We start from the raw sequence: 20,470 nt of genomic DNA, 5'->3' as shown, positions 1-20,470 counted from the left end.
TCGTGCAGCTCGACCCGGGACCCTCGCGCGCGTGGAACGGCCGCCCTTCCCAGGGGAAGGGCGGCCGGTCTGGGGGGCCGCGGTCAGGCCGCGGTGTTCTCCTCGACCCAGTCGGACAGGGCCGACACGTCGGTGTAGATCGAGGGGCCGGTCGCGCAGTTCGAGTCGCTGTTGCCCGAGCGGCTGGTCGCGCCGATCAGCTCCCAGGCGCCCTGGGTGCCCTTGATCTGCGGGCCGCCGGAGTCGCCGTAGCAGGCGCCGGAGTCGCCACCGGGGTTCGAGGTGCAGATCTCGCTCTCGCCGGTGATGCCGGAGCAGTCGGCGTCGTCGACGACGGCGGTGTCCAGTTCCTGCAGCGTGGCCGGGGCCTCGCCGCCGGGTGCCGGGCTGGTCTGGCCCCAGCCGATGATGCGGGTCTCGGTGCCGGTGGCGCCCGATTCGGGGGCGATCGAGATCGGGGCGGCCTCGACCGGCTTGTCCAGCTTGATCACCGCGAGGTCCGCGGACGGGTGCGTGGCGATGTCGGAGATCCCGGCTTCCTCGCCGCCGGAGGCGTGCTCCAGGCTGCCGACGCGAACCGAGAGGTCCGCGGGCTGGCTGCCTTCGACGCAGTGCGCGGCGGTGACCGCCCAGTCCGCCTTGATCAGCGAAGCGCCGCAGATGTGGCTGCCGCCGGACTGCAGCGAGACCATGAACGAGTAGGTCTCGGTGGCGTCGTGGCCGCCCACGACCATCGGCGTGGGCTCTTCGGCGGCGGAGGCGGGCATGGCCATCGCGACGGCGGCGCCCGCGGCGAGCACTCCGGTGAGCAGGGAGCGTGTGCGCATGGGGGACGAGTCCTTCCGTACACCCGGCTCGGGGATCGGCCGGTAGTGGAACTCGGTCCGGTGCGGCGGGCCGAGTGAACACTGACGGTAAGGAGCTTCACTCGACCGGGGCACCCACTTATGGCGGTGTGCCCGTCGCCCCTACGCCGGTGCCGCAGCACCGATGCGGGTCGCGATGCAGGTCAAGTCCGTCCGATCGGCCGATTTCGGGGAAATACCGGGAAAAAGTGCCCGTTCCCCCAGCGCGAATCGATCCGGAGACGAAAGAACGGACCGCCCTCCCATCGGGGAGGAGCGGTCCGTTCGGTCGAGCGGGAAGATCAGGGCAGCAGCCCGTGGCGGGCGTTCTCGCCCGCGCCGTCGAGGTCCACGTCCGAGTACTCGCGCAGCTTCGTCAGCTTGTGCAGGCCTTCGATCATCCGCACCGTGCCCGACTTCGAGCGCATCACGATCGACTGGGTGCTGCACCGGTTCGCCCGGTAGTGCACGCCCTTGAGCAGCGCGCCATCGGTGATGCCGGTGGCGCAGAAGAAGACGTTGTCGCCGCGCACCAGGTCCGAGGTGGTCAGCACCCGGTCCACGTCGTGCCCGGCGTCGATCGCCTTCTGCCGCTCCTCGTCGTCCTTCGGCCACAACCGGGTCTGGATCTCCCCGTCGAGGCACTTCAGCGCCGCGGCCGTGATGATGCCCTCGGGGGTGCCGCCGATGCCGATCAACATGTCGACACCGCTGTCCGGCCGGGCCGCGGCGATCGCGCCGGCCACGTCACCGTCGGAGATGAACTGGATGCGAGCGCCCGCCTCGCGGACCTCGCGGACCAGGTTCTCGTGCCGCGGCCGGTCCAGGATGCAGACCGTCACGTCGGAGACGTCGATGTGCTTGGCCTTCGCGACGCGGCGGATGTTCTCGGCGGTCGGCGCGTTCAGGTCCACGACGCCCGCGGCCTCGGGACCGACGGCGAGCTTCTCCATGTAGAACACCGCGGACGGGTCGAACATGGCGCCGCGCTCGGCGACGGCGAGCACGGCCAGCGCGTTCGGCATGCCCTTGCTCAGCAGCGTCGTCCCGTCGATGGGGTCGACGGCGACGTCCACCTCGGGACCTTCGCCGTTGCCGACCTCCTCGCCGTTGAACAGCATCGGCGCTTCGTCCTTCTCGCCTTCGCCGATGACGACGACGCCGCGCATCGAGACGGTGCCGATCAGTTTGCGCATGGCGTCCACTGCGGCGCCGTCACCTGAGTTCTTGTCACCGCGACCCACCCAGCGCCCGGCGGCCATCGCGGCGGCTTCGGTGACCCGGACCAGCTCCATGGCCAGGTTGCGGTCGGGCGCCTCGTGGCGGCCCTGCGTGGTGGACGTGCTCATCGCGCCTCCCGGTATGGCGAGCTGACTTCATCGGCATGGCGCACCGGCTCCGCGCGCCGCACTCGTTACCGGGGATCTTCGCAGATCGCCCACCCCGAAGCCGGGTCACGTGGGCGAACCCACTACTGCGCTCGGCCGGGTTCCTCGACGGAGGCGAGGGCGCGGTCGACGCGCTCCCTGGCGCCTGCGAGGTGGCGTTCGCACACCGTCGCGAGGGCTTCGCCGCGTTCCCAGAGGGCCAGCGACTCCTCCAGGGACAGGCCGCCCGCCTCGAGTTGCTTGACCACGTCGGCCAGTTCGTCGCGGGCCTGCTCATAGCCGAGTTCGGCGACGTCCGGGTGGTCGGCGACCGGGTCGAAGTGCTCGTCCTGCTCGTTGTTCGTCACGGGGTGGGGCTCTCCAGCTTGCTGGGCACGGACACCACGGCGGTCGCGATGGCCTGGTCGTAGCCGATGAACGCCTCGGCGAACTCGGCTCCGTCCCCTTCGCGGACCGCGTCGTTGATGCGCAATTGCGCTTCGGTGACCCTACGTCGATGTCCGGAGCCGTGGCCGACCCACCACCGGGTCCCCGCGTAGGCGGAGGCCGCGTCGGCGAGCGCCCGCAGCTTCACCGGCAAGGTCCTGCGCTCGGTGGAATCGCAGCCGCCGAGCAGCGCGTTCCAGCACCCGACCGCCGCCGCGTCCGCCTCGTGGACGCATTGCCGAACCCGCTCCGCGTCGCGCAGTTGCGGCGAGCGGGTGACGGCGACCGTCAACGGGAGGAATGTGGGCTCCTGTTGTCCCTGCACCACGACCTCCCTCGTTCTGCTACTCCGATCCGTCGGGCACCACGGCGTGTACCGCTCCGTCAACGACGCGCACCCGCAGCGTGGTTCCCGCCGGAGCCTCTTCGATCGACCGGAGCACTCCGTCGACCCCGTCGGAGTCGACGCGCTGCACGATCGCGTACCCGCGAGCAAGAGTGGCCGCAGGACCGAGGGTCGTCAAGCGAGATCGAGTCGCGGTCATGGCGTGCCCTTCGGCGGTGAGCACGCCGGTGATGGCCCGCCGCGCGCGGTCCCGGGCCACCTGCACCTGCTCTGATCTGCGCGCCAGCGGACCGTGCGGGTCGGCGAGCGCGGGGCGGCTGCGCAGCGAGTCGAGCAGCCTGCGCTCACGATCCACCCATCCGTGTAGCGCACGTCGCGCGCGGTCGCGCAACTGGTGCACTCGCTGCGTTTCCTCCGCCATGTCCGGAACGACTCGTTTGCCCGCTCCGGTGGGCGTGGAGCAGCGGACGTCGGCGACGTGGTCCAGCAGCGGCGAGTCCGGTTCGTGCCCGATCGCGCTGATCACCGGGGTCCGGCAGGTCGACACCGCGCGGCACAGCGCCTCGTCGGAGAACGGCAGCAGGTCCTCCACGCTGCCGCCGCCGCGCGCCAGCACGATCACGTCGACCTCGGGGTCGCGGTCGAGTTCGCCGAGCGCGTCGAGGATCTGCGGCACCGCGGTGGAACCCTGCACGGCCACGTTGCGGATCTCGAAGCGCACCGACGGCCACCGCAGCCTCGCGTTGGTGAGCACGTCGTGCTCCGCGGCGGAGGCCCGCCCGGTGATGAGGCCGACCTTGTTCGGCAGGAACGGCAGCGGGCGCTTGCGGGCCGGGTCGAACAGGCCTTCCGCCTTGAGCAGTTGCCGGAGCCGTTCGATGCGGGCGAGCAGTTCACCGATGCCGACGGCGCGGATCTCGTCGACGCGCAGGCTCAGCGTGCCGCGCCCGACGAAGAACGTGGGCTTGCCGTGCACCACGACGCGGCTGCCGTCGGTCAGCGGTGGATCCTGCTTGCGCAGCAGCGAGGACGCGCAGGTCAGCGTCAGCGACACCTCGGCGGAGGGGTCGCGCAGGGTGAGGAACGAGGTCGCGGCGCCGGGGCGGTTGGAGATCTGGGTGATCTGCCCTTCGACCCAGATGGTGCCGAGCCGGTGGATCCAGTCGGCGATCTTGCGGGCGACGGTGCGCACCGGCCACGGTTCTTCCGCGCTGGTCGGTGCCTGGTTGGCGGGGGCGTTCAGGACCGCTCCTTCCACGTCCGGGCATCAGCGGCGCGATCATACGGCGCCACCGGAGGCAGCGGTGCCCGCGCAGCCACCGAACAGGGTTCCCGTTCGTCGTCTTGTCAGCGGCGAAGCCGCTGAGCGGTGACCACCCAGGACACCGGCACCGCTGAGGTTCCGCCATGCGGCTCACCGCGCAGACCGAGCGCGACAGCGCCAGGAACTCAGTCCTCGCCGCGGAGGCGGCCCAGGCGGTTGGTGAGCATCCGCACGAACTCGACGCGGTTCTCGTGCCGCTGCTCGTGCTCCAGCAGCTCCTCGACCTCGTCGGCGGAGAAGCCGCGGAGCTTGCCGCGCAGCTGCGGCAGGCTCATGCCGTCGTACTCGGCGAGCACGTCGGAGCCACCGGAGGACTCGGCGACGTTCACCAGCCGCTGCTCCGCCGGGGGCGGCGGTTCGTCCTCGTCGAACGTCGCCCACTCCGGTTCGTCCTCGGTGCCCTGCCAGGCGCTGAGCGTCTCGTCGCCGCGGATGGCCAGCTCGGTGATCTGCTGCTGCACCCGCATGGACAGCTGCAACGCCTGGCTGGCCACGGTCAGCGGCAGGCCGAGCAGCTGCGCGGGCAGCTGCCGGGTCTGTTCGACGGTGACGGTCGCGAGTCCGGCCGCGACCCGGATCGGCAAGGGATACGTCGACATGCGCCCTACCTTCCCGCAATCGCGCGTGGGAAACCATCGTCCTGGGACATGAGCTTCCCACCGGTGCGCCCGCGCGGTCGGCCGGTGGTCCGTCCGGTGGCTCCGCGGGTGCGGGGGCCGGTGGCGCGCGGTACGGGTGAGGTGGGTGGCCGCAGGGCTGACCCGTCGCGAGGTGGTCCGTACCCTGGCAGGTATGAGCACCTCGCCGCAGGCCGCCGATCGCCTCGCCCAAGGCGACCTTGACCAGGGCACCCCCGATCAGGACACGACGACCCCGGAGGGCGACCGCGCCAAGCGCGTGCTGCTCGCCAAACCCCGTGGCTACTGCGCCGGTGTGGACCGTGCGGTGATCACGGTGGAGAAGGCGCTGGAGACCTATGGTCCGCCGGTGTACGTGCGCAAGGAGATCGTGCACAACAAGCACGTGGTGGAGACCCTCCAGGAGCGCGGCGTGATCTTCGTCGAGGAGACCGACGAGGTCCCGGAGGGCGCGCTGGTCGTGTTCTCCGCGCACGGCGTCGCCCCCGTGGTGCACGAGGAGGCGAAGGCCCGCAACCTGCGCACCATCGACGCGACCTGCCCGCTGGTCACGAAGGTGCACAAGGAGGTCAACCGGTTCGCCCGCGACGACTACGACATCCTGCTGATCGGCCACGAGGGCCACGAGGAGGTCGAGGGCACCGCGGGTGAGGCGCCCGACCGCGTGCAGCTCGTGGACAAGCCGGAGGACGTCGACAAGGTCCACGTCCGGGACCCCAACAAGGTGGTGTGGCTGTCGCAGACCACGCTCAGCGTCGACGAGACGATGGAGCGGGTCGACCAGATCAAGGGCCGCTTCCCGGATCTGCAGGCGCCGCCGAGCGACGACATCTGCTACGCCACGTCGAACCGCCAGGTGGCGGTGAAGGCGATGGCCGCGGAGTGCGAGCTGGTGCTGGTCGTGGGTTCGCAGAACTCGTCGAACTCGAAGCGCCTGGTCGAGGTCGCGCTGCAGGCGGGCGCGCGGGATTCGCACCTGATCGACTACGCGGACCAGATCGACGAGTCCTGGCTGGAGGGCGTGACCACGGTCGGCGTCACCAGCGGTGCCTCGGTGCCGGACGTGCTGGTCATGCAGGTCTTGGACCACCTCTCGCAGCGCGGCTGGGACGGTGAGGTCGAAGAGGTGACCACCGCGAACGAGAAGATCCAGTTCTCGCTGCCGAAGGAACTGCGCAAGGACCTCAAGGAGAACCCGGACGCCCCGAAGGGCGTGCGCTGACCCGACCCCGGATCCAAGTGCGGCCCGCTCGACCGAATGGTCCGGCGGGCCGTTCCGCGTTCGACGGGGGTCCCGCGGCCGAGGCGAGCGGTGGCTCGGCCGTGCGCGTCCGGCTCAGCCGAAGAAGTCGTCGTCGCGCCGCGGCTTGCGGGGCCGGCGCTGCGGGTCGGGTTTCGGGTCGGGCCGTCCGCGGCCGGGTGCGGGGCGGGGGCGTCCCTCGCCGCGGTCGGCGGACCTGCCGGGTTGGCCGCGGTCGCCGGAGGCGGCGCGGCCGGGCGGCGTGCCGCGACCGCGTTCGCCGCCGCGAGCCGGCGGGGTGGCGCGGTCACCGCGTTCGGGGCGCGCGTCCCGCTTGGCTCCGTCGCGGGGGCGTCCGCCCTGTTCGGAAGCGGGCCGTCGCGCCTTGTTCCGCTCACCCCGCTCGTCGCGCGCGCCGGAGGCGGGCCGCCGCTCGCCGTCGGCGGGGCGCTTGCGCGGCTGCCGGGGGGCGTCCTTCGGCGGCTTGACCGGCCGGCGCTTCTTCGTCGGGGTGTCGGAGATGTCGACGTCGTCCTCGTCGGCGCGCTGCAGCCAGAACATCCGCACCAGCCCGAACGCGAGGCTGGCGGCGGTGGTGATCGCCATCATCGGGAAGCCCGCGATGAGCGGCTGCACGACGGACAGCGCCTTGCCCATCATGCCGCTGCTGTTCGCGCCGCCGCCGAACAGCACCACCAGGAGCGGCATCACCACGGTGGCGACCAGCGGAGGCTGCACCATCGGCCCGAACAGGTTGCCCCGCCGCACCAGTGCCACCGAGGCCAGGCATCCCACTACCAGGCCGATCTTGAAGATCAATCCGGGGGTGCCGCTCAGGAGCAGGTCGATCACCGCGCCCAGCGCGGTGCCCCCCGCCGCGATCAGCACTGCTCCCCATAGGGGCACGCCACGGCTGCCGAAAGCGGACCGTTCTGCCCATTGTGGGGCGCCGTTGTCGGGAGAGGGGGCGCTTTGGCGCTCGCGAGTGGCGGTCACGCGCACAACCGTAACGGTCTAGAACGGGCGTGGAACGACCTCTCCGGAAGTTGATCGCGGACCTGCGGCGCTTCATGCCCTCGTGACCGTTGTGTGATCGCGGCGCGGCCGAATGGCGGCTGAGCCTCGGGCGGGTGGACTGTGAACCTTGACACAAGCAACTGGAAACTCTTAGCGTCCGAGCAATCGTTTTCTCGTGTTCGTGCGGTTGCTTCGGGTGACAGCGGTCGGATGGCGGGGGGAACTCGAATGACGGCGCCACTGGTAGAGCTGACCGGCATCACCAAACGCTACGGCGGTGTCCTGGCGTGCGACGGTGTGGATCTGACCGTGCACGAGGGCGAAGTGCACGCGCTGCTGGGGGAGAACGGCGCGGGCAAGTCCACGTTGATGCGCGTCCTGTCCGGCGACGTCGCCGATTACGAGGGCACGGTCGCGGTGGACGGGAGCCCGGTGCGGTTCGCGAAGCCCTCGGACGCCCAGCAGGCGGGCATCGCGATGATCCACCAAGAGCTCGACCTGGTGCCCGCCCTCTCGGTCGCCGACAACCTGTACCTGGGCCGCGAGCTGCGCCGGGCCGGCGTGGTCGACCGGCGCCGGATGGCGCAGCGGACCCGCGAGCTGCTCCAGCGCACCGGCATCGACCTCGACCCGTCGCGCCCGGTGGGCGAGCTGCGGGTGGGCGAGCAGCAGCTGGTGACGATCGCGCGGGCGCTGCTGCTGGAAGCCAAGGTCCTGATCATGGACGAGCCGACCTCGGCGCTGTCGAACTCCGAGGTGCAGCGGCTGTTCGCCGTGATCTCCGAGCTGCGCAGGCGCGGCACCGGGATCGTCTACATCTCGCACCGGATGGACGAGATCGGCACCGTCGCCGACCGGGCGACGGTGCTGCGCAACGGCCGGTGGGTGGCCGAGTTCGACGCCCGCGACCTCACCGCGGAGCAGGCGGCGGAGGCGATGGTGGGCCGCTCGGTGCGCACCCTGTTCCGCAACCAGGACGAGCTGCCACCCGGCGACGAACTGCTGTCGGTGTCGGACTTCCGGGTGCACCCGCGCAGGCACCGGGTGGGCAGGCGGGAACCCGGTGGCATCGACGTGTCGGTGCGGGCCGGCGAGATCGTCGGCGTGTGCGGGCTGCTCGGCTCGGGGCGCACGGAGCTGCTGGAGTCGTTGTTCGGCGCCGGTTCGGCGGGGCGCTGGGAGGGATCGGTGCGGCTGGACGGGCAGCCGGTGCGGCCCCGCGGCCCCCGGGAGGCGCTGCGCAAGGGCATCGCGTTCGTCCCGGAGGACCGCCGCGCCGCTGGTCTGGTGCTGGGGCATTCGGTGCAGGCGAACACGGTGCTCTCGGTCGTGGACCGGTTGGGCGTCGGCGGCCTCGTGCGCCGACGTTCCGAGATCGGCGCGACGGAGCGCAGCGTGCAGCGGCTGAAGGTGAAGCTGGGCCGCATCGCCGATCCGGTCGGCACCTTGTCCGGCGGGAACCAGCAGAAGGTCGTGTTCGGCCGGATGCTGCTGACCGAACCGCGGCTGCTGCTGCTCGACGAGCCGACGCGCGGCGTGGACATCGGCGCGAAGGCGGAGATCTACGAACTGCTCGGGGAGATCGCCGCCCGGGGCATCGGCGTGCTGCTGGCCTCCTCGGAACTGCCGGAGTTGACCGGCGTGTGTCACCGCGTGGTGGTGCTGCGGCACGGCCGAAGCGTGGCGGAGTTCGACACCACCCAGGCCGGTGAAGCCGAATTGTTGGCCGCCGCGATGGGGGAAAAGGTGTCGCAGGGTGAGTCATCGGCTGTCGAGGCGGGGCGCGGCCCCGTCGCGGGGGGAGGCGCACGATGAGCGAGCAGACGCACGAGCGGGAGACTTCGCCGAGCGCACCGGAGCCGCCTCGGGGCCGGTCGCGCCGCGAGGTGGCGGAGACGCTGTTCCGGTTCCAGAGCTTCTTCGGCCTCGTCGCGGTGTTCCTCGCCGCGATCGTGCTGTCCCCGCGCGGGGACGACGGGCAGATCTTGTTCCTGACCAGCGACAACCTGTTCAACATCGTGCGCGCGGTGTCGGAGATCGGGATCATCGCGGTCGGGTTGACGTTCGTGATCCTGATCGGCGGCATCGACCTGTCGGTGGGCTCGGTGCTGGGGCTCGCCGCGGTCGGTTCGGCGGTGCTGCTGGTCAACGACAACTTCGGCGTGCTGCTGGCGGCGCTGCTGGTGCTGCTGATCGGGTTGATCTTCGGCGTGCTGCAGGGCGCGGCGGTGGCGCTGCTGGGCGTGCAGGCGTTCATCGTGACGCTGGCCGGGTTGAACATCGCGCGCGGTCTGGCGCGGATGTGGTCGGGCGGTGAGACCGTGCAGATCACCTACGGTGAGGGCGAGGGCCAGGCGCCGATGCTGTTCTCCCTGCTGGGGGAACGCACCTTCGGCGGTGTGGTGCCGATCCCGGCGCTGATCTTCGCGGTGGTGGCGGTCGCGGCGATCCTGTTCCTGCGCTACAGCGCCTACTCCCGGCACCTGTACGCGATCGGCGGCAACGAGAAGGCCGCGCGCCTGTCCGGTGTGCCGGTGAACCGGGTGAAGATCGTCGCGTTCGCCCTGTCCGGTTTCTGCGCCGCGCTGGCGGGCATCGTGCACGCCGGCCAGCTCAACGCGGGCAGCCCGAACGACGGCCTGGCCTACGAGCTCGACGGCATCGCGGCGGTCGTGGTCGGCGGCACCAGCCTCGCCGGTGGGCGCGGTTCGGTGGTGGGCACGATCGCGGGCGCGTTGTTGCTGGGCATCCTCAACAACATCCTGAGCCTCAACAGCGTCGACACCGACATGCAGTTGCTGATCAAGGGCGTGGTGATCGTGGCCGCTGCGGCGTTGCAGCGGCTGCGCCCCACGGCCTGACCCCGGCCCCCGCTTCGATCCGCGTGGCGATCCCGTGCCCGGCCAGCCGGTCCGGCTCCTCGAAGCCGATCCCGGTCCCTCCGATTCCACCCGCCCCCTCGACGCGTCCCTGGAGTTCTTCGGGAAGGAAGCACGATGCGAAAGACAACGAGGTCTGTGTTCGCAGCCGCTTGCGCCGCCCTGGCCGTCACCGCGGCGGCGTGCGGCACGACGAGCGAGAACACCGGCCAGGCCCAGCCGCAGGATCCGCGGCAGAGCTGCGGTGGCCCGGACGGCAAGTACACGATCGGCATGAGTCAGGCGAACCTCGCCGAGCCGTACCGGGTGCGGATGGACGAGGACATCCGCAAGGCGGCGGAGGGGGTGCCGCAGTTCGAGGACGTGCAGTTCTCGGACGCGGGCAAGGACAACGCCAAGCAGGTCAGCGACGTGGAGTCGTTCCTGACCAAGCAGGTCGACCTGCTGATGATCTCGCCGAACGAGGCGGCGCCGCTGACGGACGTGGTGCGCAAGGCCTACAACTCGGGCACCCCGGTGGTGCTGCTGGACCGCAAGGTCAACGGGGACGCGTACACGACCTACATCGGCGTGGACAACGTGGACATCGGCAAGCAGGCCGGGGAGTACTTCAAGAACACGCTGTTCCCGGACGGCGGCAAGATCCTGGAGATCAGGGGCCTGTCCGGTTCGACGCCGGCCGGTGAACGCCACGACGGCTTCATGCGGGGCATCGAGGGATCGAAGATCGAGATCATCGGTCAGGGCGATGGCGACTGGGAGCGGTCGCTGGGCCAGGAGAAGATGGACGCGTTGCTCAAGGCCCACCCGGACGCGCAGGCGGTGTATTCGCACAACGATCCGATGGCCGAGGGCGCGTATCTGGCGGCGGAGGCGGCGGGCCGGGCGCAGCAGCTGAAATTCGTCGGCATCGACGGCCTGCCGATCGAGGCGGGCGGTATTCGCTCCGTCGAGCAAGGCCGATTGCAGGCCACCTTCCTCAATCCGACGGGTGGCGAGGAGGCCGTCGAGGCGGCGAAGAAGATCCTGGTGGATTGCCAGCCGACGGAGAAGAAGCAAACCCTTCCCACGGAATTGATCACGAAGGAGAACGCGGGCGAGGTCTACGCCCGGTTGAATCAGGGTTGAGCGGCACTCGCGCTTACCACATGTGGTTACTGATTCGGTGAAGGTGCAGGTCGCACGCTAGGGCGAAGTTGTCCTGGCGTGCGACTTTCTTTGGCAATACCAGCTGTCACCGAAAAGAAATCAAATCCACCTGGATGGTGGTAGTGGCTCCTGCCTCGTGCCGGTGACCATCTTAATGAGTGAATTTCGTACTCCGGATTCCGCTGGTTCCGCGATGTTCCTTGGAGAGGGTGCGGTTTCTTCCTACGCTGCGGTCTGAAAGGAAGCGCGTGATCTTGTGCGCCCGCGTTCCGGGGACCGACCGATCCGATCCCAACCGCGCACCACCGTCGAATGACCAGGACAACGCTGTCCACTGTGGATAGTGATGTGGGGAGGGCGAGCTTTGATGAGAGACCGCAGTAGTGACGCGCTGCGCGCTGCGAGACGGCTGCCGAAGAGGTTCGGCGCGTTTCTCGGTGTCGCGTCCCTGGCGGCTGCCGCGATGGTCGCCGATTCCGGCCACGGCCCGACGCAGGCTTCGGCGCAGGGTTCGGCTCAGCAACGGGCGGCGGACAAGGGCAGCGTCGGCTGGGACACGTACCGCGAGCCGGGCGGGCTGGCCCAGCTGCGCGGCTCGGAGCAGACGGGCCAGTTCTCCAGCTTCGCCCGGGACGGCAGCAACGACGACGGTTTCGAAGGCACCTTCTCCTGCCTGCGCGAGAGCGACCGCGGCTGCGTGATCGCGGAGCGGGCCGGGCCGGGCGAGATCTCCTCGATCTGGTTCACCCGCGAACCGTGGGGCGACGTGACGGGCACCGGCAACATCGTGATCGAGCTGGACGGCCGCACAGTGCTGGACGCCCCGCTGATCGACGTGGTCAGCGGGCGGGCCGGTGCGCCGTTCGAATGGCCGCTGGTGGGCAACGCGGACGATTCGGCGGGCGGCGCTGTGATCAAGGTGCCGATGCCGTACCGCGAGTCGATGCGGGTGACGGTGCAGAACAACCCGAACTTCTACCACGTGGACTACCGCTCCTTCGGCGACGCGGAGGGCGTGGACACGTTCGACCCGTCGGACCCCGCCGAGGACGTGCTGGCGCGGCTGCGGATGTTCGGCATCGCGGACCCGAAGGGCACCGACCCGGAGGCGCAGCCGACCCGCCGCGACTTCGGCGTCGTCCCGGGCACGGCGGCCCCGGTGGCGCAGATCGAGGGCCCGGGGCAGATCAACGAGCTGCGGCTGCGCATCCCGCAGGTGGTGCCGAGCCCGCGGGTCGTTGACGACGGTCGCGCGTTCGGCGCGGGCGGCGGCAGCCGGTTCGACGCGGCGGTGGCCCCGGACAACGAGGGTGTGCGCATCGTGCGCCGCTCCGACCCGCAGGTCGCCGACCAGGTGGCGAGCCTCAGCGTGGACGGCGCCCCCGCCGGTGAGTGGCGCAGCGGTCCGGCGGCGCCGGGCGGCTGGGCGGTGCAGGCGATCGACGTGCCCGCCGAGCTCACCGCGGGCAAGTCCTCGGTGGAGGTCGCGAGCCGTTTCGTGTCCTCGTCGCTGGACGTCAACGAGTTCCGCTACGACGTGCAGAGCCTGGTCGACGGGGAGTGGGTGCGCACCGACGTGCTCGACGTGGGTCCCGCCCACCCCGGCGAGGAGGCCGCGCACGGCTACCGCATCGACAACGCGGTGTTCGCGCGGGAGAAGCTGCTGGGCCGCTACGGCTTCAGCGCCGAGGAGGTGACGGCGTCGGAGCACGTGCTGGAGTCGGCGCGGCTGCGCATCACCTTCGACGGCAAGACGACTGTGGACGCCCCCATCGGCGAGTTCTTCGGCTCCGGCCTCGGCGAGCACGACGTCCGCAGCATGATGACGTCGATCGATCCGGGTGACGGCGGCTGGTACACCTCGTGGTGGCCGATGCCGTTCAGCCAGAGCGCGACGGTGGAGATCGTCAACGGCGGCGGCGTGCCGATCGAGGGCATGACGGCGGAGGTGTCGACCGCGCCGAAGGACGTCGACGAGAACACCGGTTACTTCAACGCCACGCACCACCGTGGCCCCACCGTGGAGGGCCAGGACTGGAACTTCCTGGACGCGAAGGGCTCGGGCACGTTCTACGGCGTGACGCACACGATGCGCGGGTTGATCCCGCCGAACGCGGCGGCGACGCACCGCAACCAGCCGCTGTCGATGCCGGAGACGAACGCGGTGGCCAACCAGCGCAACTACTTGGAGGGCGACGAGCGGTTCTACGTCAACGGTTCGGGAACTCCGGCGTGGCACGGCACGGGAAGTGAGGACTACTACGAGTCGGGCTGGTACTTCCGCGACGGCACGACGTTCTCGATGCCGCTGGCCGGCAACCCGGCGCACGAGCTCAACGGCGACGGCTGCCAGTACGACTGCACCGGTGCGTACCGCCTGCAGGTGCCGGACGCGGTGCCGTTCAACGACGGCCTGATCGCGGACATCGAGCACGGCCCGAACAACGACGAGCCGGGCGACTACAGCTCGACGGCGTACTGGTACGGCGGGCATCCGGTGTCGCAGGAGAAGGTCGACGACCTCGACTTGTCGGACCGCGGCAGCCGCGATTCGCACGGCTACGAGGCGGACGGCGAGACGGTCGAGCCGTTGCAGTCCCGCTTCGAGGGCACCGGCGCGGAGCGCAGCGGCCAGGTTGCGGCGTCGACGGGGCCGGTGAGCTTCGACGTGGAACTCGGCGACGACAACGCGGGTGCCCACCTGCGCAGGCTCGGCGATCAAGCGCAGGCCTACCAGCAGGTGGAGGTGCGGGTCGACGGCGAGTCGGCGGGCACCTGGTTGCAGGCGTTGGGCAACGGCACGCACCGCTGGTTGGAGGACGGCTTCGAGCTGCCCGCCGCGCTGACGGAGGGCAAGGACAAGGTGCGGGTGGAGCTGATCCCGGTGGAGGGCGCTCCGCCGTGGACGGCTTCGCGGTACGAGGTGTTCAAGTACTGAGTTCTTCCCGCTGACGGTGCCCGGTGGTTCGTCGACCACCGGGCACCGTCATGTCCGGGGGTAGCAGCGCGGGCATGCGGTCAGTGGCCATTGGTTCGAAGTGGGTGGCGCGCAGACCGCGCCGCAGTCGGCGAGGCCGAGTCGATTCCGTTGCGTGCCATGGGAAATCCGCCGCGCGTTGGCAGGGGAGACGTGGTGCACCCGGTCGCTGGTGAACACGCCGGGCCAGCCGCGGGACGGATCAGGCGACGACATGAGCGGGCAGCCAGAGCTCACTCGTGCTCCCGGTGCGGCCGGGTGCGCCGCGCGTGCCGTGCGGGGGCAGTTCGAGCAGTTCGGCGACGACGTCGGCGACGTTCCCGTGCCGTTCCCACGGGGGCCTCGGGGAGCCGTGGTCGAGGTCGTCGAGCCGGTAGCGCGCGGCGGTGGCGTCGTGCCGGTCGTGCGCGACGTAGGTGTCCATCGCGCCGTGCGAGGCCCGAAACCCGTACACCGCGAGGACTTCGTCCCGGCTCGGCAGGTGCTGGAACCGGAACCCGGCGCACACGCTGGCGCGGATCGCCGCGAGGTGCGGGAGGTAGGAGGACTCAACTCCGGATTGCATTGCCACCCCCGGAAATCAGATGGAGGACGTGGAGCCGGTGACCGGTCGGGGAGGAGGGGAGCCACCGGCCCCACGCCAGCGGCGGGAGGTGCCGCTAAGGGAAAAGTAACTGAGAATATTCGCCGAGCATATTGCCCGATGGAGTGATCGCGGGTGCCGTTACGATGTCGCCGCTGATCAAGGGAGGCACTCATGCCGAGCACGCAGACGCGCCGCAAACGTCGTCTTGGTCAGTTCCTGCTGAGCCTGCGCGAAGCGGCCGGGATGAACCACGAACGGATCGCGGGGCTGCTGCGCAAGTCCCAAGCCACGATCTCCAAGATCGAGAACGGCTACAGCCTCTGCAACTTCTCCGAACTCGGGGCAATGCTGGCGTTCTACGGCGCGACCGATGAGCAGGCCGCCGAGGCTCAAGCCATGTGGGACGACGCCCGGCAGGACAGCAAGCGCGTCGAGCACTCGTCGTCTTCGCCGCCGAAGTACCGGGCCTACATCCGGGCGGAAGCCGATGCGGACAACGTCCGGTCGCTCGCGACCGAGGTCGTTCCGGGATTGCTCCAGACGCCGAACTACGCCGCTGCCGTGCACACCGCAGCTCACCGATTCGTGGACGACACGATCTCGTTCCGAGCGGTGGAGACCAAGCGTGCTCGGCAGAAGCGGTTGTCGGGCACCGGTCCGTTGCGCCTGCACGCCTTGATCGACGAGTCGGTGCTGCGACGTCTCGTGGGTGGCCCCGAGATCATGGCCGAACAGTTGCGGCACCTCGTGGACATGGCGGCACAGGAGAACGTGACGGTGCAGGTCATTCCATTCGAACTCGGCGCTTACGGCACGTCCTCGGGTGCTGTCACGATCGTCGGCTTCAGCGAGGAAGACGATCCGGACGCCGTCTATCTGGAGTACCCCGGCGGTGGAGAGTGGGTGGAGAATGATCGCGACGTACAGGCGTTCGGCGCGATGTTCGCCGATGTCGCGGATGCTTCACTCCCGCCTGCTGCGTCGATCGACTGGACCCGATCACGTGCCGAGGAGCTAGAAGCGCGATGAGGCAAGGCTTGAACTGGCGAAAGAGCAGCCGCAGCGGTGCCAACAACGAGTGCGTCGAGGTCGCGTTAGCCGTCGGTCGCTCCGCGGTCCGCGACTCCAAGCTCGGCGACACCGGCCCGGTCCTGAGTTTCGACGCGAGCGCTTTCGCCGTGTTCCTCGATTCCGTCAAAGCAGGCCGGCTCGACGCCTGATCAGCCCTGGAGCGGTTGCTCGGTCGTCCTGGTGCGGGAGTTTCCGCGAATCAACACCGGTACCGCCTGGTCTGGGTAGGGTGCCCACCCGTGGATCAACGGTGGCAGCTGAACGAGGAAGATCTCGAGCCGGAAGCAGCCCGGAACTCCGAGCGATCGGACCCGACGGACGACCTGCTTCGAGGCCAGGACCCGGAGGGCGTCGTCACGGTCCGCGTGACCGGCACCGGCGAGTTCCGCTCGGTCGAGCTGGCCCCCGGCTGGAAGGGCACCACCGATCCGCGCAGCCTGTCCACGCACGTCGTGGCTGCCGCGACCGACGCGACCATGCGGGCGGCGACGGCACAGGCCGAGGCCGTGCGAACAGCTCCGCCCCGGACTCCGGCTCAGCCCGCTGGAGGAATCGCCGCCTCCGACGAACCGATCACGGCCGCGGACGCGATGCAGCTGATCAACACGGTGTCCGCCGGCCTCGCCTGCGGTCCTGTCCGGGATCGCTTTTCTAGTGGTTATTCGAAGGCTCCGCTCGGAGTTTAAGGGCGGTGTTTTGTGGTCGTCTTCATTCCGAGCGGTCCGCCGCCACCGCCGAGGTACATCCCGGTGTCAGCCGCGTGGGTTCGGCACGCGAGGCGATGCCTGCTGCTGGCCGGGCTGCCATTGTTGCTCGCTTCCGCGCTGGTGGGCGCGGCTGGAATTCCGACGCCCTTCTTCCTGGTTGCCGTGGGCGGTTTCGCGGTGGTCACGGCGATGATGACAGGAGTAGCAGCGTTGTTCGGGATCACGCACGGCGTTGTCACGATGCTGGCGCGGTCGTACTTCAAGACCGGGTGGCTGGAGGCGAACGGCGCCACCGGCTGCCGTCGCAGTTCGGTCATCCTGACGGGAGGTGTGTTCGCCCTGAGCGCGCTGGCAGCATTCTCCCTCCATTTGGATTCCGAAGGCGGCGGCGAACTCCTCGCATACACGTTCTTCCTGTTCCTGCCCGCCTTCCTGTCGTTCGTTGCCACGATCATCACGCTCACGGTGCTGCGCTCCGACCTGCGGGGAGTGCGGTGAGCCGCAGAGCTAGCTGTGCCGTCAGGTCACGGTGAGGTTGAGATCTCGCTCTCTTCCGGAGGGAGGTCGGCGGTGCACTGCTCGCGGTCGGACAGGGGCGCTCTGCGCGGAATTGAGTGTTGACGCAGGTCAGTGCAGTCCCGAATTAGTTGCCACGAAAGAGAATGCTCTTTTCGGGTGACGATCACGCTGGGTGCGCCACCGGCTACTGTGTTGATCGTCATACCGGTAGTTGAGTAGGTTCGCGCACGCGTGGATGCCCGAGCGTGCACCATGCTCAGCTGACGCGTGGACATGCCCATGGGGAGGAAGCATGACCGGGTTCAGAATTGACCCAGAAGCACTTGAGGGCGCGATCCGGCAGCTCGAAGATGCTCGGGACATTGCTGAGCAGACATCGTTCGACGCTGCTGGTGTGAAGCCGGGTGAGCTGACGGCCAAAGATTCGGTGACTAGTGAAGCTCGGCAGAAATTCGCTGACATGGCGAACGGAAATGCCGACTCGCTGCGCGGCGCCGCACTGGCAGTTCGTGACAAGCTGAACGAGAAAATTCAATCTTATCGAGACACCTTAGACGAGTATCGACGCGCTGAGGACAATGCGACGGTCGATGCTGATCGAATCAACAGGCGGGCGTGATTTTGCTGTGAGTATTTCCTTCCGGGGGTTCCTCTTGCGTAGTGGGGCGTTGCTCGTTGCCAGTGTTTCGGCCGTGCTCGTGACGTCTTGTTCCCTGGGGTCGGGCGCCCCAGAGACGACTCCTGCGCCGAGCCCGCCTCCTTCGGGGGTGGAAGTGCCCAACCCGAAGGACGCGTCAGCGGTGGACGTCTGCGAACTGCTCCCCGCTCAGGCGGCTCAAGGGTTGGGGCTGAGCCCGGAGGGGAAGAAGAGCGAAAACTCCCTGAACGAGGATCTTGCTGGCAACTGCATGTGGCACACGCCTGATGGTGCTATCGCGGTTGGTCTTGCTTCCCATGGCGATAGGACGCTGCAGAGCTACTACGACAACTCTGCTGATTTCGTCGACTTCGAGAAGCTGGACATCGCGGGTTACCCGGCTGTTCGTGCCAATACGAGCGACCCCAAATCCGATGGTGGCTGCGCAATCTTCCTTGCGTCGAAGTCTGATCAAGTCGTTCAGTCCATGAGTATCGTTCCAACTGCTGATATCAACTCCGTTGATCCGTGCGACTTGTCGAAGCGGGCCTTGGAGGCAAGCGTCGCTTCCTGGCCTGCTGCTAACTGAGGGGAATATATGTCCGGCGGGATTTCTAGCGATCCTAGCGCGATGGCGTGCTTTGCTGGGGCGGCAAGGCAACTTCGCGCGAATATGGCGGGTTCGGGGGATGCCACCAATCTTCCCGCCTCGTTGGGCGATGGTGCCCAGTCCTGGTCCAAGGCAGCCGAAAAGTTCGCGGAACTTGAAGCGCAGATCAAAGAGGCGTTGACAAAGGCGGAAACCGCACACGAAGGACGTGCCGCCGATTCCGCTCAGTCCTCGATCAACGAGATCACGCCGCATCTCACGGCCGCTCAGCAGACCTGCGACGGAGTGGGCAAAGCTCTTCTGGATCAGGCGACGGCTCAGCGTGAGGCTTTCGCAGGTATCCCAGGCGAGGGCGAGACGCTGTCCAACGGTCGCCCGGTTCAGCTCGATCCGCCGGAGAAGGGGTGGGTCGACGACTACGACGACACCTGGTACCTGGGATGGGCGAGCGATTACGAAGAGCGGCAAGAAGACTTCCAGCTGACGAACGATCGCGCGACCGAGGTCCAGGAGCGCTACAAGCGCGAGACCGAAGCGAATCTCGCGGCGGTTCCCGAGTTCCAGCCGATGCCTGGTGAGCCCGCCAACGCCACTCCGGTCGGGGCCACCACTCCCTCCGCAAGTGACGCGATGGGGAGTTCGCAGTTCAGCAGCCTTTCCTCCGGTGGTGGGGCGCCTGCGGGCAGTTCCTCGTCGTGGGCTTCGTCGCCGACCTCGGGTGGCGGTGCTCCGTCGCTGGGTGGTGGTTCTGGTGCGGGTGCTCCTCCGGCCGGGTCCGGTTCGGCTTGGGCGCCTGCTCCGCCGAGCGGTGGTCTGCCTCCGGGTGTCGTGCGCGGTCCGGACGGGACGCTGTACCGGCAGAACCCGCGCACGGGGGCCTGGGAGCGGCAGAACCCGCACAACGGTCGCTGGGCGCAGTCACCCAACGGTGGTCCTGGTGGTCGTGGTCCCGGTGGTTCCGCTGGTGGTGCCGGTGGCCGCGCGGGTGGTCTCGGCGGTGGCGCCGGTGCCGGTTCTGGTGCCGGTGGTCGCGCCGGGGTCGGCGGTCTCGGTGGTCCTGGTGGCGGTGCGTCCGCCGCCGGTGGTGCCGCAGCGGGCGGTGGCCGTGGTGGCGCGGGTGCGCCCGGTGCGGGCATGGGCGGCGCCGGTCAGCGCGGCGGTCAGCAGGGCGACGACGCCGAGCGCGAGCGGCCCAGCTGGCTCATCGAGGAGGAAGACGTGTTCACCAACGACATGCGCGCGGTGGCCCCGCCGGTCTTCGGCGACTGGGAGAACCAGGACCGCTGATGAGCCGAGGCAGAATGTCGATCAGCCCGCTGGCCGCCGCATACCTGTGCGAGCGGTTCGACAGCCACATCCACCCGCTGCTGCGGGTGGGGCGACTGGCGGGCGAACCCACCGAGGACGAGCGCACCCGCGCCTCCCGCGCGGGCAGCCAGGACCTGGCGCGCCTCGGATACCTGGAACGCGATGATCTGCATCCGTTCCTGGACGACGCGTGGCAGCTGCTGAGCAAACCGCCGCTGGCGGTGGGGGTGGCGGTGCACGCCAAGCGCGGCGCCTCGTTCAACGCGGTCTGCGTCGAACAGGGCCGCGCCACGGTGCAGGCGTACCAAGCCGACGGTGAGAACAACGATGACCTGCAGGACATCGTGCTCAGCAGGCAGGAGTACGGCGGCCCGGCGGGCAACGCGGTGGAGCTGATCGGCAATCTGACCCCGGGGCGCGGCGGAACGGCGAGCGTGCCGACCGAAGTGCTCGACAACGCCACCAAACGCAGGCGCAACAACCCGAACGGGACGTTGCTCAGCGCGCTCACCGGTGCGGGGGTGAAGAGCGCCGACGCGCGAGTGCTGGCGACGGTGCTCACCGCCGAACGAGAGCTCGACGGGGTGTTCACCGCGCGCAGCCACGACCGGCGAGTCGGACGCACGCACCGGCCGCCGTACTCGGTGTCGTTCTTCACCGGTGCGGACGGCTGCTACATGACGCAGAAGCGCGAAGGCGGCGACGGGAGGCAGTGGTTCACCGTGGCCCCCGCCGACCGGCGCAAGCTCACCGCGAAGATCGACGAAATGCTCCGGACGGTGGCGCTGCCCGCCGCCCGGTGA

General features: G+C 69.3%; 21 protein-coding genes. 13 read left to right on the top strand and 8 right to left on the bottom strand.

Annotation, left to right across the window (positions count from 1 at the left end; translation table 11 throughout):
* Nucleotides 1–83 precede the first annotated feature (83 nt).
* From OOZ19_RS23960 to OOZ19_RS23935, 6 genes are all read right to left on the bottom strand, one after another.
* A complete protein-coding gene (locus OOZ19_RS23960; protein WP_266092412.1) occupies nt 84–827 on the bottom strand; it encodes a S1 family peptidase in 744 nt (247 codons plus the stop codon).
* A gap of 320 nt (nt 828–1,147) precedes the next feature.
* A complete protein-coding gene (glpX, locus tag OOZ19_RS23955) occupies nt 1,148–2,194 on the bottom strand; it encodes a class II fructose-bisphosphatase (protein WP_266092411.1) in 1,047 nt (348 codons plus the stop codon).
* A gap of 122 nt (nt 2,195–2,316) precedes the next feature.
* Nucleotides 2,317–2,580, bottom strand: coding sequence for an exodeoxyribonuclease VII small subunit (locus OOZ19_RS23950; protein ID WP_266092410.1), 264 nt, complete (start codon nt 2,578–2,580; stop codon nt 2,317–2,319).
* Complete coding sequence (locus OOZ19_RS23945) at nt 2,577–2,984, bottom strand: hypothetical protein (RefSeq protein WP_266092409.1); 408 nt, start codon at nt 2,982–2,984, stop codon at nt 2,577–2,579. The genes OOZ19_RS23950 and OOZ19_RS23945 overlap by 4 nt, the downstream gene beginning before the upstream one ends.
* Nucleotides 2,985–3,003: 19 nt before the next feature.
* Nucleotides 3,004–4,263, bottom strand: a complete 1,260-nt coding sequence (gene xseA, locus OOZ19_RS23940) for an exodeoxyribonuclease VII large subunit (RefSeq protein WP_266092408.1) — start codon at nt 4,261–4,263, stop codon at nt 3,004–3,006.
* A 191-nt stretch (nt 4,264–4,454) separates the two neighbouring features.
* The gene (locus OOZ19_RS23935) at nt 4,455–4,928 is read right to left on the bottom strand and encodes a lipid droplet-associated protein (RefSeq protein WP_266092407.1); all 474 of its coding nucleotides are present in this window, start codon (nt 4,926–4,928) and stop codon (nt 4,455–4,457) included.
* Between the two features lie 193 nt (nt 4,929–5,121).
* Between OOZ19_RS23935 and OOZ19_RS23930 the strand changes: the two genes are divergently transcribed.
* Nucleotides 5,122–6,189: a 4-hydroxy-3-methylbut-2-enyl diphosphate reductase gene (locus OOZ19_RS23930; RefSeq protein WP_266092406.1), complete on the top strand. Its 1,068-nt coding sequence runs from the start codon at nt 5,122–5,124 to the stop codon at nt 6,187–6,189.
* Between the two features lie 114 nt (nt 6,190–6,303).
* Here the strand turns inward: OOZ19_RS23930 and OOZ19_RS23925 are convergent, their stop codons facing one another.
* Nucleotides 6,304–7,113, bottom strand: a complete 810-nt coding sequence (locus tag OOZ19_RS23925) for a DUF6542 domain-containing protein (RefSeq protein ID WP_323055174.1) — start codon at nt 7,111–7,113, stop codon at nt 6,304–6,306.
* A 339-nt stretch (nt 7,114–7,452) separates the two neighbouring features.
* Between OOZ19_RS23925 and OOZ19_RS23920 the strand changes: the two genes are divergently transcribed.
* From OOZ19_RS23920 to OOZ19_RS23905, 4 genes are all read left to right on the top strand, one after another.
* Nucleotides 7,453–9,039: a sugar ABC transporter ATP-binding protein gene (locus OOZ19_RS23920; protein ID WP_266092404.1), complete on the top strand. Its 1,587-nt coding sequence runs from the start codon at nt 7,453–7,455 to the stop codon at nt 9,037–9,039.
* Nucleotides 9,036–10,085 carry an ABC transporter permease gene (locus tag OOZ19_RS23915; RefSeq protein ID WP_266092403.1) on the top strand — a complete coding sequence of 350 codons (1,050 nt, stop codon included), beginning with the start codon at nt 9,036–9,038 and terminating at the stop codon, nt 10,083–10,085. Before OOZ19_RS23920 ends, OOZ19_RS23915 begins: the two co-directional genes overlap by 4 nt.
* A 156-nt stretch (nt 10,086–10,241) precedes the next feature.
* Complete coding sequence (locus OOZ19_RS23910; RefSeq protein WP_507028817.1) at nt 10,242–11,231, top strand: substrate-binding domain-containing protein; 990 nt, start codon at nt 10,242–10,244, stop codon at nt 11,229–11,231.
* Between the two features lie 484 nt (nt 11,232–11,715).
* Nucleotides 11,716–14,190, top strand: coding sequence for a glycoside hydrolase family 172 protein (locus tag OOZ19_RS23905; protein ID WP_266092401.1), 2,475 nt, complete (start codon nt 11,716–11,718; stop codon nt 14,188–14,190).
* 241 nt (nt 14,191–14,431) lie between these two features.
* Here OOZ19_RS23905 and OOZ19_RS23900 read toward each other — a convergent pair whose 3' ends face one another.
* Entirely contained in the window at nt 14,432–14,794 is a 363-nt protein-coding gene (locus tag OOZ19_RS23900) for a hypothetical protein (RefSeq protein WP_266092400.1), read from the bottom strand.
* 192 nt (nt 14,795–14,986) lie between these two features.
* Between OOZ19_RS23900 and OOZ19_RS23895 the strand changes: the two genes are divergently transcribed.
* From OOZ19_RS23895 to OOZ19_RS23860, 8 genes are all read left to right on the top strand, one after another.
* Nucleotides 14,987–15,844 carry a helix-turn-helix domain-containing protein gene (locus tag OOZ19_RS23895; RefSeq protein ID WP_266092399.1) on the top strand — a complete coding sequence of 286 codons (858 nt, stop codon included), beginning with the start codon at nt 14,987–14,989 and terminating at the stop codon, nt 15,842–15,844.
* On the top strand, nt 15,841–16,035 hold the full coding sequence (locus OOZ19_RS23890) for a DUF397 domain-containing protein (protein ID WP_266092398.1): 195 nt from the start codon (nt 15,841–15,843) through the stop codon (nt 16,033–16,035). The genes OOZ19_RS23895 and OOZ19_RS23890 overlap by 4 nt, the downstream gene beginning before the upstream one ends.
* A gap of 90 nt (nt 16,036–16,125) precedes the next feature.
* On the top strand, nt 16,126–16,572 hold the full coding sequence (locus tag OOZ19_RS23885) for a YbaB/EbfC family nucleoid-associated protein (RefSeq protein ID WP_266092397.1): 447 nt from the start codon (nt 16,126–16,128) through the stop codon (nt 16,570–16,572).
* A 63-nt stretch (nt 16,573–16,635) separates the two neighbouring features.
* Complete coding sequence (locus OOZ19_RS23880; protein ID WP_266092396.1) at nt 16,636–17,091, top strand: hypothetical protein; 456 nt, start codon at nt 16,636–16,638, stop codon at nt 17,089–17,091.
* 313 nt (nt 17,092–17,404) lie between these two features.
* A complete protein-coding gene (locus OOZ19_RS23875; RefSeq protein WP_266092395.1) occupies nt 17,405–17,731 on the top strand; it encodes a hypothetical protein in 327 nt (108 codons plus the stop codon).
* Entirely contained in the window at nt 17,703–18,338 is a 636-nt protein-coding gene (locus OOZ19_RS23870) for a DUF3558 domain-containing protein (protein ID WP_266092394.1), read from the top strand. Before OOZ19_RS23875 ends, OOZ19_RS23870 begins: the two co-directional genes overlap by 29 nt.
* A gap of 198 nt (nt 18,339–18,536) precedes the next feature.
* Nucleotides 18,537–19,646 (top strand): hypothetical protein, encoded by a 1,110-nt coding sequence (locus tag OOZ19_RS23865; RefSeq protein ID WP_266092393.1) that lies wholly within the window; start codon nt 18,537–18,539, stop codon nt 19,644–19,646.
* Nucleotides 19,646–20,470, top strand: a complete 825-nt coding sequence (locus OOZ19_RS23860) for an ESX secretion-associated protein EspG (protein ID WP_266092392.1) — start codon at nt 19,646–19,648, stop codon at nt 20,468–20,470. The genes OOZ19_RS23865 and OOZ19_RS23860 overlap by 1 nt, the downstream gene beginning before the upstream one ends.

The organism is Saccharopolyspora sp. NFXS83, from assembly GCF_026241095.1.
GTDB lineage: Bacteria > Actinomycetota > Actinomycetes > Mycobacteriales > Pseudonocardiaceae > Saccharopolyspora_C.
The sequence above is the reverse complement of the archived record's forward strand: the minus strand, read 5'-3'. Positions and strand labels throughout refer to the sequence as shown.